Source organism: Nocardia sp. NPDC004415 (genome assembly GCF_053602435.1).
This window is the reverse complement of the sequence record NZ_JBSGDP010000022.1, coordinates 56099-69831: the sequence shown is the minus strand read 5'-3', so window position 1 is coordinate 69831 and position 13733 is coordinate 56099. Positions and strand designations below refer to the sequence as shown.

Here is a 13733-nt window from a genome sequence, read left to right as displayed (position 1 = left end):
GAAACCGATTCATCCGTCGTCGCGGCGCAGCCCCGAAGATTCGACTAGCACGACCTATCGCAGGTGATACCCATTGGGAGAACAGCACATTCGACAACCACGACGTGAGGCAGATCACTCCGGGTGATCGCGCAATACCGCTTCACGCGGCCGCGCCACCATCACGGGCAACAATCCGGTATTCGCCCGGGGTCATGCCGGTGGCCGCGCGGAAGACCCGGTAGAACTGCCGCTCGGTGCCGAAGCCCGACGCGCTCGCCACGGCCGCGATCGAGGAGACCTCCCCCGCTGCCAGCAGCGTCCGGGCCCGTTCCACCCGCAGCCGGCGCACCAGCGCCCCGAGTCCGCCGTCGAGGTCGTCGACGAGCCGGTACAGCGTGCGCCGCGAGACCCGGCATCCCGTCGCGATCCGCTCCACCGAGAGGCCGGGGTCGGTGAAGTGGGCGTGCACGAAGTCCAGCACCTGCTGACGGGTCACCGCCTCGGCCTGGGCGCGGCCCGGTTCCCGGCCGGCCGCGATGGTGGCGGCCGCGCCGAGCAGATCGATCCCGGCGGCGGCGAGCACCGCGGCCGCGGCGGGATCGGTGGCGTGCAGGTCGGCGACGCGGCGGAAGAACCTGGCCAGCGTGAACCCCACCTCGCCGCCGCCGATCACCCGCCCGGCGGGCAGGGCCTCGGCGCGCACCCCGAGGAAGTCCACCACCCGCTGGCGGGGCACCCGGATCGTCAGGTCCTCGATCGGGCCGTCCGAGCGCCAGCTGATGGGCTGGGTGGTGTCGTAGAAGACCATCGCGCCCGGGGTGAGCTCGACCCGGTGGCCCGCGTGCTCCACCTGGGCCGAGCCGCCGAGCACGACACTGCCGATGACATGGAATTCCCCGGCCCTGGCGATGTGACGGCGATGCCGCCGCAGCTCGTGCCCTTCGACCGCCACCGTCCCGATGGCCACCTCGCCGAAATCGGCCGATCTGATCCGCCCCGCGAACGGGCGCGGCACCGTCGGCGCGATCGCCACCTCGGTGAGCGCGCCGGTGACCAGATGTTCCCAGTACCCGAACGCGTCCGGCGCCGCGATCTGCCCGGTCGAGCAGACCTCGGGGAATCCCTCGAACGCCATGGCGAGATCATGGCACGAACTCAGCCCAGCGCCTTCGCCTTCAGCCGATCGAATTCGTCCTGGGAGATGGCACCGGTGTCGAGCAGTTTCTTGGCATCGGCGATCTGCGCGGCCGGGCTGGTGCCCGCGGTCTCGCGAATGTAGTGATCCTGCGCGGCCTTCACCTGTTTCGCCTCGACCTCGGTTCGCTCGGCCATACCGCCACCGCGCACGATCAGATACACCAGCGCGGTGAGCAACGGCAGGATGAACAGGAACACCACCCAGATCGCCTTCACCCAGCCGGAGGTCTTCTTGTCCCGGAAAAGGTCGGAAATGATCATGAAGAGCAGCAGCAGATACGCCACGAATGCGAAGCTCATGATGATGAGCCAGACAACGTCCCAGAACGACATGGTGTTCCCCTGAATCGTTTTATCCGGCAATGATTTCCCGGGCGATTGCCGATGCACCCGCCTTCGAATGCCGAAGTTAGCACCGAATTGTTATTGCGACCAAGGAGAACCGCCGTAACGGCTCCCACCTGCGGAACCAATTCATCGCCAGCGTTAGCCGACGGTTTGCGAAACCCAGCGGAAGTGCGCGGCGTGTCTCGAAGCCGCATCGATATCAGGGTGTGCCCGGCCCTTACCGGGTCGGCGGCGCACAATGCGGCGCCCGCGGGAACTCAGTCGCCGCAGCAGCCCTCGCCCGTCGCGGGCACGGTGCGCACCTCGCGGGTCTCGGCATTGCGGGCGGCCAGGTCGGCGTCGGCGGGATAGTCGACCGCGACCAGGCTCAGGCCGTGCGCGGGCGCCACGGTCACCGCGCTCGACCGCTCGGTCTCGGCCAGCAGGCCGCTCACCCACTCCGGCGTGCGCCTGCCCTCCCCGACGGCCAGCACCGCGCCGACCAGGCTGCGCACCATCGACCAGCAGAACGCGTCGGCGCTGACGTAGGCGCTCAGCAGCTCGCCCTCGCGCACCCAGTCGAAACGCTGCAGTTCGCGCACGGTGGTGGCGCCCTCGCGACGGCGGCAGAAGGCGGCGAAGTCGTGCAGGCCGAGCAGGTGCCGCGAGGCCGCGCGCATGGCGTCGAGGTCGACGCCGGGCTTGCAGGCCACGACGCTGCGGGCGCGCAGCGGGTCGGCGCCGTAGGGGGCGGTGGTCAGCCGGTAGACGTAGTGGCGGCGCATCGCCGAGAAGCGCGCGTCGAACTCGGCGGGCGCGAGGCGCGCGTCGGTGATGCGCACGTCCTTGGGCAGGAAGCGGGCCATCCGGTGCAGGAGCTTGGGGGCGTCGAGTTCGGCGGTGGTGTCGAAATGCGCGACCTGGCCCTCGGCGTGCACGCCTGCGTCGGTGCGCCCGGCGACGGTGAGCTGGATCGGCTCCCGGAAGACCTTCGACAGCGAGTCCTCCAGCACGCCCTGCACCGTACGCAGGCCGGGCTGACGCGCCCAGCCGGTGAAATCGGTGCCGTCGTAACTGATCCCCAGACGCACCCGGGTCGTCTCGCCGGTCTCCTGCATCGCTTCCTCTCCCACGAAAAGAACCGAGCCCGCCACCCACGCGGGGTGACGGGCTCGGCCGGAACTACCTGGGAATCAGGCGTCCTTCTTGTCCTCGGCGGCCTCATCGGCGGCCGGAGCCTCGGCGACGACCTCTTCGGTCTTCTCCTCGGCGACCTCGGCGGCGGGCGCCTCGGTCTTCTGCGAAGCGGCGACGCGACGGGCCCGGTCGGCCTCGTTGGTCACGGTCTTCTCGCGGACGAGCTCGATGACGGCCATCGGCGCGTTGTCACCCTTGCGCGGCAGCGCCTTGGTGATGCGGGTGTAGCCACCCTCGCGACCCTCGAACGAGGGGCCGATCTCCGCGAACAGCGCGTGCACGATGTCCTTGTTGCGGATGACCTTCATGACCTCGCGACGGTCGGCCAGGGTGCCGCCCTTCGCCTTGGTGATGAGCTTCTCGGCGTAGGGGCGAACCGCCTTGGCCTTCGACTCGGTGGTCGTGATCCGACCGTGCTCGAAAAGCGCCGTGGCCAGGTTGGCGAAGATCGCCTTCTGGTGCGACGCCGACCCGCCGAAGCGAGCACCCTTCTTGGGCTTGGGCATTGGATTCTCCTTGGGAAAGGTCTACCGGGGTGCCCCCCGATGACCTAGAGCTGTTCGGTCTCGGCGTAGTCCTGCTCGCCGCCGTCGGTGTCACTGAAAGTGCCGGAATCGCTCCAGGTGCCGGTGCTCGCGTCGTAACCCACCACGGAGGACGGGTCGAACGAAGCGGGCGAGTCCTTCAGCGAGAGGCCGAGCGCGTGCAGCTTGACCTTGACCTCGTCGATGGACTTCTGGCCGAAGTTGCGGATGTCCAGCAGGTCCGACTCGGTGCGGGCCACGAGCTCGCCCACCGTGTGCACACCCTCGCGCTTGAGGCAGTTGTAGGACCGGACGGTGAGGTCCAGGTCCTCGATCGGCAGACCGAAGGAGGCGATGTGATCCGCCTCGGCCGGGCTGGGGCCGATCTCGATGCCCTCGGCTTCGACGTTGAGCTCACGGGCCAGCCCGAAGAGCTCGACCAGGGTCTTACCGGCCGAAGCCAGCGCGTCCCGGGCCGTGATGGAGTTCTTGGTCTCCACGTCGAGGATGAGACGGTCGAAGTCGGTGCGCTGCTCGACACGGGTGGCCTCGACCTTGTAGGTCACCTTGAGCACCGGGGAGTAGATCGAATCCACCGGGATCCGGCCGATTTCCGCACCGGTCGCCTTGTTCTGCACGGCGGGCACGTAACCGCGGCCCCGCTCGACGACGAGCTCGATCTCGAGCTTGCCCTTGTCGTTCAGGGTGGCGATGTGCATGTCCGGGTTGTGCACGACGACGCCGGCCGGCGGGACGATGTCACCGGCGGTGACGGTGCCCGGGCCCTGCTTACGCACGTACATGGTGACCGGCTCGTCCTCTTCGGAGGACACGACCAGACCCTTGAGGTTCAGGATGATGTCGGTGACGTCTTCCTTCACACCGGGAACGGTGGTGAACTCGTGCAGGACACCGTCGATGCGGATGCTCGTGACCGCGGCCCCCGGGATGGAGGACAGCAGGGTACGACGCAGCGAGTTGCCGAGGGTGTAACCGAAGCCCGGCTCGAGGGGTTCGATGGTGAACTTCGAGCGGTTCTCCGCCACAACCTCTTCGGTCAGTGTCGGACGCTGGGAAATCAGCATGAGGATCTACTTCCTGTCAGGGCGTCCGCTATTTGACGCCTAATCAGTGATTGCAGGGGCCGCCGCACAGTGCGGCCCCTACCGTCGAAACGCTTACTTCGAGTAGTACTCGACGATGAGCTGTTCCTGCAGCGGCACATCGATCTGCGCGCGCTCGGGCAGCTGGTGCACCAGGATGCGCAGACGGCCGGGGACGACCTGCAGCCAACCCGGGACCGGACGGTCGCCGACGGTCTCACGCGCCACCTGGAACGGCAGCGTCGGCAGCGACTTCTCCTTGACATCGATGATGTCGTACTGGGAGACCTGGTAGCTCGGGACGTTCACCTTGACGCCGTTGACCACGAAGTGGCCGTGGCTGACGAGCTGACGAGCCTGACGACGGGTGCGCGCCAGACCGGCGCGGTACACGACGTTGTCCAGACGCGACTCGAGCAGACGCAGCAGGTTGTCGCCGGTCTTGCCCTTGAGGCGGTTGGCCTCTTCGTAGTAGCGACGGAACTGCTTCTCCATGACGCCGTAGGAGAAGCGAGCCTTCTGCTTCTCCTGCAGCTGCATCAGGTACTCGGATTCCTTGATCCGCGCGCGGCCGTGCTGGCCGGGCGGGTAAGGACGACGCTCGAACGCCTGGTCGCCTCCGACGAGGTCGACGCGCAGACGACGCGACTTGCGGGTGATGGGGCCTGTATAACGAGCCATTTTTAGCTGTTTCCTTTCCCGCTAGACGCGACGGCGCTTGGGCGGCCGGCAGCCGTTGTGGGGCTGGGGGGTGACATCGGAGATCGAGCCGACCTCGAGGCCTGCGGCCTGAAGCGAACGGATCGCGGTCTCGCGGCCCGAACCCGGGCCCTTCACGAACACGTCGACCTTCTTGACACCGTTCTCCTGCGCCTTGCGGGCAGCGTTCTCGGCGGCGAGCTGCGCGGCGAACGGGGTCGACTTACGCGAACCCTTGAAGCCGACGTGGCCCGAGGACGCCCACGAGATCACGTTGCCCTCGGGGTCGGTGATCGAGACGATGGTGTTGTTGAACGTGCTCTTGATGTGCGCGTGGCCGTGCGGGATGTTCTTCTTATCCCGGCGACGCGACTTCTGAGTCTTCTTCGGGCCAGCGGCCCGGCTCTTCGGAGGCATACGCTATCCCTACTTCTTCTTGCCGGCGACGGTCTTCTTCGGACCCTTACGCGTACGCGCGTTGGTCTTGGTGCGCTGACCACGAACGGGCAGGCCACGACGGTGGCGGATGCCCTGGTAGCAGCCGATCTCGATCTTGCGGCGAATATCGGCCTGGACCTCGCGGCGCAGGTCACCTTCGACCTTGAACTCCGACGCCTCGATGTAGTCGCGGAGCTTGGTCAGGTCGTCGTCGCTGAGATCCTTCGAGCGCAGGTCCGGGCTGACGCCGGTCTGAGCCAGGATCTCGGTGGCGCGGGTGCGCCCGATTCCGAAAATGCAGGTCAACGCGATCTCCATGCGCTTTTCGCGCGGGAGATCGACGCCCATCAGACGTGCCATGTGGCAGGTTCCTTCTGGTTGCGGAGGTCTGCTCCCTGTCCGTCCCCCCGTCTTTCAGGTGGGGGCACCGGCCTCCGTACCGGTGGTTGGCGCGCACAAGTACGTGCGTGCTGGAGCTGGGAGTTCTTCTTTTCGGTCAGTCCGATCAGACGATCGGTGCCCGGCGGTGCTGCTGGATCAGCCCTGGCGCTGCTTGTGGCGCAGGTTGTCGCAGATCACCATGACCCGGCCGTGACGGCGGATCACCTTGCACTTCTCGCAGATCTTCTTGACGCTCGGCTGAACCTTCACGTCCGTCCAATCTTTTCTTGGTCCACAAGGTCTGTGAACACAGTTTTTCCCCAGCCGACGACTGGGGAAGTCTTGTAGCGCGCTCCGGCCTGGGCCGGAACACCAGGCGACGCCGCGTGCCGGTCAGGCTCGCGGCGTCGAGCAGGTCTCACTTGTAGCGGTAGACAATCCGGCCGCGTGAGAGGTCGTAGGGCGACAGCTCGACGACCACGCGGTCCTCCGGAAGGATACGAATGTAGTGCTGCCGCATCTTTCCGCTGATGTGCGCGAGAACCTTGTGACCGTTCTCGAGCTCGATCCGGAACATCGCATTGGGCAGCGGCTCGACAACTCGACCCTCGACCTCGATGGCCCCGTCTTTCTTCGCCATATCCTCCGCGATCCCGGTTATGCTTCTAACCTGAGTTTGGATTGCCTCGTAGCTGCTCGCTGACACGCGAGCAGTCGGCGCATGGGTGCACCGCCGCTCAAGCTTACCGGGCCGCGTGTCCAGAGGCAAAAATGCCCCGCCCGTACCGCCCGCCACGGCCGCGGAGGTTGTCGCGTAAACTCGGCGCCGTCCAGATGTGGGTCGAGCAGATCGGGGGACCCTGGTGAGCGAGGCGCGCCGGTGAGCCGCAACAACGACAGTCTCCCCATGTTGCCGCCGTGGCTGTCGGAGAGCGACGTCACACAGGTCGGTTACGAGGCTCCGGTCGAGAACCTGCCCCAGGACGATCTGATCGACGAGGCACCCAAACGCCGCCGCTTCATGAGCCGCGGCGACGATTCGGGCCGCAAGGACAAGCGCCGCCGTCGCAAGGACCGCGAGGCCGAGGACGTCGCCCCCGAGCCCACCCAGGGTCAACAGGGCTGGCCCGACCACGCCCAGCCGTCCCCCACTCAGTCCGGCACCCAGGACCCCGCATCGGGCTCCCCCACGCCGAACCAACAGGGCTGGACCGCCAACCCACTCGACCCGAACGAGCAGCCCCCCTTCCAGGGCTCCGCGCACCCGACCCCCGGGACGTCCACTGACCAGGCCCCCTGGAACACCGGCCAGCCTTCCCCTGCCACCCCGGACCAGGCAGCCTGGAACACCGGCCAACCGCCGACCGGCACCCCCGGCACCCCGGCCCAAGCGCCTTGGAGCACTGGTCAGCCCCCGCCGCCCAGCGCCGCCGACCAGGCACCGTGGAGCACGGGCCAGCCCCCGACCGGTGCCGCGCCAGGCACCGCGACCGGCACTGCAGACCGCGCACCTTGGAGCACCGGCCAGTCAACCCCGGCGCCGGGGCCGAATGCCGCTGATCAAGCGCCCTGGAATGCAGGCCAGCCCTCGACCGGTGCCGCGCCGAGTGCGCCTGGTCTTACCCCGGCTGACCAGGCTCCCTGGAGCAGCGGGCAGCCGGCCTCGGGCCCGGATGCCGCCGACCAGGCGCCGTGGAACACGGGCCAGCCCCCTACCGGCGGCGCGCCGAGCGCACCCGGCGTCACCTCGGCTGATCAGACGCCCTGGAACAACGGCCAGCCAGCCCCCGGCCCGAATGCCGCCGACCAGGCGCCCTGGAACGCGGGCCAGCCTCCTACCGGCACGCCGAGCACAGCGCCCGGTGTGACCCCCGCCGATCAGGTGCCGTGGAGCACCGGTCAGCCGTCGACCCCGGCGCCCGGACCCGACTCGGGCAATCAGGCACCGTGGAACACCGGCCAGCCCTCAGCAGCGACCTCGGCGCCGGAATCCGCCGCGTCCGCGCAGTCGGGCCTGCCGACTCGTACCCCGGCCCCGCCGTCGAACGGCTTCACTCCCCTGGGCCCGTCCGCCCAGCGCCAGCGCCCGGACCTGCCGCCGCCACCGCCGCTCCCGGACCCGCCGACCCCCCGCCCCACCGAGGCTCCACCGCGCCTCACGGCCCCCGCCACCGCGCCCCAGCCGTCCACCGGCTCGACGAGCGGTACGACCGGTGGCGCGCACGCCACCGACTCGGCACCCGTAGCTCCGTCCGCCACCGCGGCGACCGGCGAGGCCACATCGCACGCCCCCGACTCCTCGGCTGCCGCCGGCACCGCACCGAACAGCACCACCGCAGCGCCCGCTGACACCCGGTCCCCTGGTTCCGGTCCCGCTCCGCAGCGCCTGACGGACCCCTCGGCCACACCCGAGTCGTCCCCCCGCGTCGCCGCCGCCGAAGCAGCACTGGCCGCCGCGGCCCAGGCACCCCAACGCCTCACCGACCCGTCGGCCCCCGCCGAGTCCTCTCCCCGCGTCGCCGCGGCCGAAGCAGCTCTCGCCGCCGCGGCCCAGGCACCTCAGCCGACCAGCGACCCGTCTCCCGCTCCGGAGTCGAGCCCGCACATCGCGGCGGCCGAAGCAGCACTGGCAGCCGCAGCTCAGGCGTCCCAGCAGACCGACAACCCGTCGAACACAGCTGAATCCAGCCCCCTTACCACCGCATCGGAGACCGCACAGTCGGCCACGGCCCAGGCTCCCCAGCGACTGACCGCCCCGCCGGTCCCCTCGAACACCGATTCCTCTGCCCCGACGGAAGCGCCTTCTTCGGTCCCCACCGAATCGCCATCCTCGGCCCCGGCGGAATCGTCCCCCCGCATCGCCGCGGCCGAAGCAGCACTGGCCGCCGCGGCCGAAGCAGGCCAGCAGACCGACGACCCCGCGCCCACCCGCGAGGCCAACCCACACATCGCCACGGCCGAAGCCGCCCTCGCAGCAGCAGCCGCGGCCGGACAGCGGACCGGCGATTCCTCCACCACCCGCGAGACGAACCCGCACATCGCCACCGCCGAAGCCGCCCTCGCGGCCGCAGCGGCAGCCGGACAACGCACCGACGACCCTTCGGCCACTCGCGAGTCCAACCCGCACATCGCGACGGCCGAGGCCGCCCTTGCAGCAGCGGCGGCAGCCGGACAACGGCCCGGCGAATCCTCCGCCACACGCGAGACGAACCCGCACATCGCGACCGCCGAAGCCGCCCTCGCAGCAGCGGCGGCAGCCGGACAACGACTCGGCGAATCCTCCGCCACACGCGAGTCCAACCCACACATCGCCACCGCCGAAGCCGCCCTGGCGGCCGCAGCGGCGGCTGGGCGGACCGGTGATCCGTCAGCCGCGCGTGAGGCCAACCCTCATATCGCCATTGCCGAGGCGGCTCTCGCGGCCGCGGCGGCGGCTGGTCAGCGGGCCGCTTCCGCTGACCGGGGCACCGACGGCGTCGCGGTCGACGAGGAGGAAGAGGCCGGGCGGGCGCCGCGGAGGCTCGGCGATCCGGCGGCCGGGCGGCACAGCGCCGGGGATTCCGGTCGGAAGGAGGGCGCGTCCGGTTCGCGGGTTCCGGCGGGGCCCACGCAGTCGGCGAACGCGTTCCGGCAGGCCGGGGCCGATGTGCCCGACCCGGTCACCTCACCCGCCGACACCAAGGCCACCGAGGTGCACCCGACGGCATCGGCCGACCAGCGCCACGCCGACCAGGAACAGATCGGCGCCGGGCAGCCATCGGGCGCGCCCGCGCGACCGGCCGAAGCACACCTGCCCCACCAGCACTCCCCCTACAGCTCCGCCCCGCAGCGCGCACCCGGTCCCGACGAGCAGTCGCCGTACGCTTCGGGCCAGGCTCCCGCGGCTTACGCTGCGACGCAATACAACTCGATCCCGGGCGACCCCACGCACGATGTGCAGTCCTCGCCGGACGCGCAGACCCAGATGTTCCGCACCGAGGATGCGCGCCTGCAACCCGGCCAGGCACCGGCCGGCGATGCCCAGCCGTGGCAGGGCGGGCCGGGGCAGGGACAGGCTCCGCAATCCGACTACAGCGCAAGCGGTTACGCCCAGCAGGGCGGTCCCGCGCAGACAGCGGACCAGCCGGGATACAACGGCGCACCGCAGCCGTGGCAGGGCCAGCAGGCGCCGGGCGAGCACGCTCCCCAGCAGTACCCGAACGGCGCTCCCCAGCAGGCCCCGGACGGCGGTCAAGCCCCGTATCAGGGCTACCCGCCCAACAATCAGGCCCAGCCCTACCAGCAGGCCCCGCAGCAGTACCAGCAGCCGGGTCAGCACCAGCAGGGCTGGGGCGGCAACCCGCAGCAGCCGGGTTTCCAGGCCCCGTCCCTGGACAATGTCCCGGTCAAGCGGGCGAAGAAGGCGCCGGGCAGTGGCTGGCGCAAAGCGGTGCACCATGTTTCGGGTGGTGCGATCAACCCGGGCATGTCCGCGGAGGAGTTGCGTCTGCAGGAACTGGTGGCGCGCATCCGCCAGCCCGTGCGTGGTGACTACCGGATCGCGGTGCTCTCGCTCAAGGGCGGTGTCGGCAAGACGACGACCACCACCGGCCTCGGCTCGATCTTCGCCTCCATCCGCGGTGACCGGGTGATCGCCGTCGACGCCAACCCCGACTTCGGCACCCTGTCGCAGCGCGTGGCCCTGCAGACCCGCTCGACCGTGCGCGATCTGCTGCTCGATCCCTCGATCGAGCGTTACTCCGATGTCCGCAGGCACACTTCGCAGAGTTCGAGCCGCCTGGAAGTGCTTGCCAGCGAACGAGATCCGGCCGCGTCGGAGTCGTTCAACGACGAGGAGTACCGGGCGGTCGCGCGCATCCTGCAGCGCTTCTACAACATCATCCTCACCGACTGCGGCACCGGCTTGATGCACTCGGCGATGACCGGCGTGCTGGATCTGGCGCACTCGCTGGTGCTGATCTCCTCGGCCGCGATCGACGGCGCGCGCAGCGCCGCGGCGACGCTGGACTGGCTGTCGCTGCACGGTCACGACCATCTGGTCCGCAATGCGGTGGTGGTGATCAACCTGCCGCGCGAGGGTTCACCGAATGTCGGCGTACAGCAGCTGCGCGAGTACTTCCTGTCGCGCTGCCGGGCCGTGCACATCATCCCGTTCGACGAGCACCTGTCCGAGGGCGCCGAGATCGATCTGCACCGCCTGCACAAGACCACCAAGCGCGCCTACGTGGAGTTGGCGGCGACCGTGGCCGACGAGTTCGGCGTCAGTCACCACCGCTTCGGCTGACACCCAGGCTGCCGGACTACCACTCCGGCAGCCTGCGCTTGCCGGCCAGTACGTCGCGGACCAGGTCGTCGTAGGCGTCGGCCAGTTCGGCCAAGTGGTGCCAGGCCGAGTGCAGCAGTTCGTCGTGGGCGGCCAGGGTCATCAGCGCGTGGTGCGCGCGCACCGTGGACTCGGCCAGCCGGTCGATGACCGCGCCGATGGTCTCGGTGTGCAGGGTGGCGCCGAGCCGGTGCTGTGGAACACCACGCAACACCCAGTCGTCGATCGCCAGGACCAATTCGCTTCGGCGGCAGTCGATCTCACGCATGACCAGCGGATCGGTGTCGACGCAGCCGCCCCGGCCGACGACCCGTTTCTCGTGCAGCACAGCAAGATCGCGCGCGAACCACAGCAACGGCCCACCGACCACTCGATGTCCGCGACACGCCCGGACGAGGAGATCGGAGAGTGGGAGCAGACCGGTACTCGCCGGCGGCCCGGCGGTATCGACACACCGGAGTGTGTCAGGGAAAGCCATTACGACCGTAGAACTCTCCGAACCAGCCACGTTGCCTCGCCGTCATCGCCGCACAGCACCGGATCAGGACGTTCATTACAATAAACCTCGCAAGCTTCCTGTCAAGCATTACTCGGCCGTAGGTAACCCAGACGAGTACACTTCGTTACCTGCACGACCTACCGAGGAGCACGATGGCGGACGGTCCTACCTACCTCCGGATCGCGAACCTCCTCCGCGAGGAGATCCGCGCGGGCACGTGGAAACCGGGCGACCGGCTGCCCAGCCATTCCGAACTCGCCGAGCAGATGCAGGTCTCGATCACCACCGCGCGCAACGCGATTCAGGTGCTGGTCGCCGAAAACCTCGTCTACACAGCGACTTCCCGCGGCACCATCGTGCGAAACCAGGAAGTGCTCGAATCCGTGGTCACCGACCACATCCGGCGCGACCGGCCCAAGTCCTCGCACGACATCTTCTCCGAGATCGCGCGCGCGGCCAACCGGGAACCGTCCAAGGAGTTCAGTACCCGGATGGAGCCTGCCGACGCGCAGGTGGCGCAGTGGCTCGGCGTCCCGGTGGACTCGTGGGTGCTCGCCCGCACCGTAGTACAACACCTCGATAACGAACCGTGGTCGTGGGAGGTGAGTTTCTACCCACGCGATCTGGCCGAGGCGGCCGGCCTCGATTCCCCGCGCGACATCCCCGAGGGCACCACCCGCCGCCTGTCCGACCGCGGTTACGGCGAGACCGCGCATCGCGACACGGTGCTGGCCCGCCCGGCGACCGCGGAGGAGGCCGCGGTGCTCGGTGTCGCCACCGGCACGGTCCTGCTCGATCACCTGCGCATCGGCGCCAACCACGAGCGGGTCACCCGGGCGACCCGGCATCGTTCCCAGGCGGGCCGCAATCGGCTGGCCTACCAACTCGGCGACGCGGCGGGCACCGACGTCATCGCCAGGACCCTCGGCATCGCACCCGGGCCTGCCGTCGCCCTGCCATGACCGTGGGCATTCGCCCGGCCATCCTGGGCGACCTGCCGCTGATCTGCCGCCTGCGCGTGCAACGCACCGCGTGGCTCACCGCCCGCGGCTCGGACCAGTGGACGGTCGCGGGTCGTGGCCGCCCGATCGAGATCTTCGCGGGTGCGGTGGGCCGTTCCCTGGACGCCGGTGAGACCTGGATCGCCGAGGTCGACGGCGAACCGGCGGGCACCATCACCGTCAACCACCGCGCCGACCCCGACCTCTGGTCACCGTGGGAACTGGCCGAATCGGTGATCGTGCATTTCATGATCGTCGACCTGCGTTTCGCGGGCCGCCGCGTCGGCCACCACATGCTCGCCCACGCCGCCCACCTCGCCGCCCGTCAGCGCCGCCCCTGGGTCCGCCTCGACGCCTGGACCACCAACACCGAACTCCACGACTACTACCGCCGCGCCGGTTTCGTCCTGGCGCGCATCGCAGGCCCCATCGCCAGCGGCCCCTCCAAAGCCCTCTTCGAACGCCCCACCACCACCTGGCCTCCCCACCGCGCCACGCTCCCCCACGCCGTCCCCGTCACGACCCTGCGCGACTGACGCCCGAACCGGCCGCGCCCGGAAGAATCAGTGGAATCCGGCCTCGGCGAAGCTGCACCCACCACGCTCGGCATGCGAAAGTACCTGACCGGGAACCAATGCCGGAGCCCGGCGGAAGTATTGACGGAATCCCGGTGCGCAGAACTTCAGCTCGAACGCATGCCCCTCGAGACGCCAGAACGAGAACTCGGGCGATGCGCCATCGGGTGTCTCCCGGTGCAGGTCGGCGATCTCCAGACAGAGGCCCCGCGCACGGAAGTCGAGGTCCCCCGTGAGGTCCCAGACCTCGTCGAAGACGAGCGTCACCGGCGCCACCCAGAAAGTGAAATAGACCGCGGGTGGAACAGGGTGAACCCAGCGGACGATGTAGTCGAGATCGAGGATCAGCCGGGGCAGGACGCCCTCGCCCGGCTGGACGCACAGGGCGTGGACGGTGGCGTCGTGCCAGCCCATCGTCTCGAAGTCGTCGTCGGTCCACACGCTTTTGACCAGGCCCGACTCCGGGTGGATTTCCTCCTGCACCACT

The 13733-nt window shown here is 69.3% G+C and carries 15 protein-coding genes; 3 read left to right on the top strand and 12 right to left on the bottom strand.

Translation table 11 applies throughout. The annotated features are described in order from the left end of the window. Positions 1–142: 142 nt before the first annotated feature. The 10 genes from ACWEMY_RS13515 to infA all read right to left on the bottom strand — a co-directional run bounded on the left by ACWEMY_RS13515 (position 143) and on the right by infA (position 6488). Positions 143–1117, bottom strand: coding sequence for a helix-turn-helix domain-containing protein (locus ACWEMY_RS13515; protein WP_452390250.1), 975 nt, complete (start codon positions 1115–1117; stop codon positions 143–145). Between the two features lie 20 nt (positions 1118–1137). Then, positions 1138–1512 carry an SHOCT domain-containing protein gene (locus tag ACWEMY_RS13510; protein ID WP_452390249.1) on the bottom strand — a complete coding sequence of 125 codons (375 nt, stop codon included), beginning with the start codon at positions 1510–1512 and terminating at the stop codon, positions 1138–1140. A 272-nt stretch (positions 1513–1784) separates the two neighbouring features. Continuing rightward, a complete protein-coding gene (gene truA, locus ACWEMY_RS13505) occupies positions 1785–2624 on the bottom strand; it encodes a tRNA pseudouridine(38-40) synthase TruA (RefSeq protein ID WP_452390261.1) in 840 nt (279 codons plus the stop codon). A gap of 75 nt (positions 2625–2699) precedes the next feature. Beyond that, entirely contained in the window at positions 2700–3209 is a 510-nt protein-coding gene (rplQ, locus tag ACWEMY_RS13500) for a 50S ribosomal protein L17 (protein WP_375934350.1), read from the bottom strand. A 44-nt stretch (positions 3210–3253) separates the two neighbouring features. Further along, complete coding sequence (locus ACWEMY_RS13495; RefSeq protein WP_022567324.1) at positions 3254–4312, bottom strand: DNA-directed RNA polymerase subunit alpha; 1059 nt, start codon at positions 4310–4312, stop codon at positions 3254–3256. A gap of 93 nt (positions 4313–4405) precedes the next feature. Further along, positions 4406–5011: a 30S ribosomal protein S4 gene (gene rpsD / locus ACWEMY_RS13490; protein WP_019045111.1), complete on the bottom strand. Its 606-nt coding sequence runs from the start codon at positions 5009–5011 to the stop codon at positions 4406–4408. A 21-nt stretch (positions 5012–5032) separates the two neighbouring features. Beyond that, positions 5033–5446: a 30S ribosomal protein S11 gene (rpsK, locus tag ACWEMY_RS13485; RefSeq protein ID WP_019045110.1), complete on the bottom strand. Its 414-nt coding sequence runs from the start codon at positions 5444–5446 to the stop codon at positions 5033–5035. A 9-nt stretch (positions 5447–5455) separates the two neighbouring features. Continuing rightward, positions 5456–5827, bottom strand: coding sequence for a 30S ribosomal protein S13 (gene rpsM, locus ACWEMY_RS13480; protein WP_452390248.1), 372 nt, complete (start codon positions 5825–5827; stop codon positions 5456–5458). A gap of 177 nt (positions 5828–6004) precedes the next feature. Beyond that, entirely contained in the window at positions 6005–6118 is a 114-nt protein-coding gene (rpmJ, locus tag ACWEMY_RS13475; RefSeq protein WP_011207363.1) for a 50S ribosomal protein L36, read from the bottom strand. Between the two features lie 148 nt (positions 6119–6266). Beyond that, positions 6267–6488, bottom strand: coding sequence for a translation initiation factor IF-1 (gene infA / locus ACWEMY_RS13470; RefSeq protein WP_003418601.1), 222 nt, complete (start codon positions 6486–6488; stop codon positions 6267–6269). A 240-nt stretch (positions 6489–6728) separates the two neighbouring features. On the opposite strand from infA, the gene ACWEMY_RS13465 reads away from it, so the two are divergent. Beyond that, positions 6729–11132 (top strand): nucleotide-binding protein, encoded by a 4404-nt coding sequence (locus tag ACWEMY_RS13465; protein ID WP_452390247.1) that lies wholly within the window; start codon positions 6729–6731, stop codon positions 11130–11132. A gap of 16 nt (positions 11133–11148) precedes the next feature. Here ACWEMY_RS13465 and ACWEMY_RS13460 read toward each other — a convergent pair whose 3' ends face one another. After that, positions 11149–11499: a DUF4254 domain-containing protein gene (locus ACWEMY_RS13460; protein ID WP_452390246.1), complete on the bottom strand. Its 351-nt coding sequence runs from the start codon at positions 11497–11499 to the stop codon at positions 11149–11151. A gap of 323 nt (positions 11500–11822) precedes the next feature. On the opposite strand from ACWEMY_RS13460, the gene ACWEMY_RS13455 reads away from it, so the two are divergent. Together ACWEMY_RS13455 and ACWEMY_RS13450 are read left to right on the top strand one after the other, a co-directional pair. Further along, on the top strand, positions 11823–12632 hold the full coding sequence (locus ACWEMY_RS13455) for a GntR family transcriptional regulator (RefSeq protein ID WP_452390245.1): 810 nt from the start codon (positions 11823–11825) through the stop codon (positions 12630–12632). After that, entirely contained in the window at positions 12629–13207 is a 579-nt protein-coding gene (locus ACWEMY_RS13450; protein WP_452390244.1) for a GNAT family N-acetyltransferase, read from the top strand. The genes ACWEMY_RS13455 and ACWEMY_RS13450 overlap by 4 nt, the downstream gene beginning before the upstream one ends. A 27-nt stretch (positions 13208–13234) precedes the next feature. On the opposite strand, the gene ACWEMY_RS13445 is transcribed toward ACWEMY_RS13450, so the two are convergent. Beyond that, positions 13235–13732 (bottom strand): hypothetical protein, encoded by a 498-nt coding sequence (locus ACWEMY_RS13445; RefSeq protein WP_452390243.1) that lies wholly within the window; start codon positions 13730–13732, stop codon positions 13235–13237. Between the last annotated feature and the right edge of the window lies 1 nt (position 13733).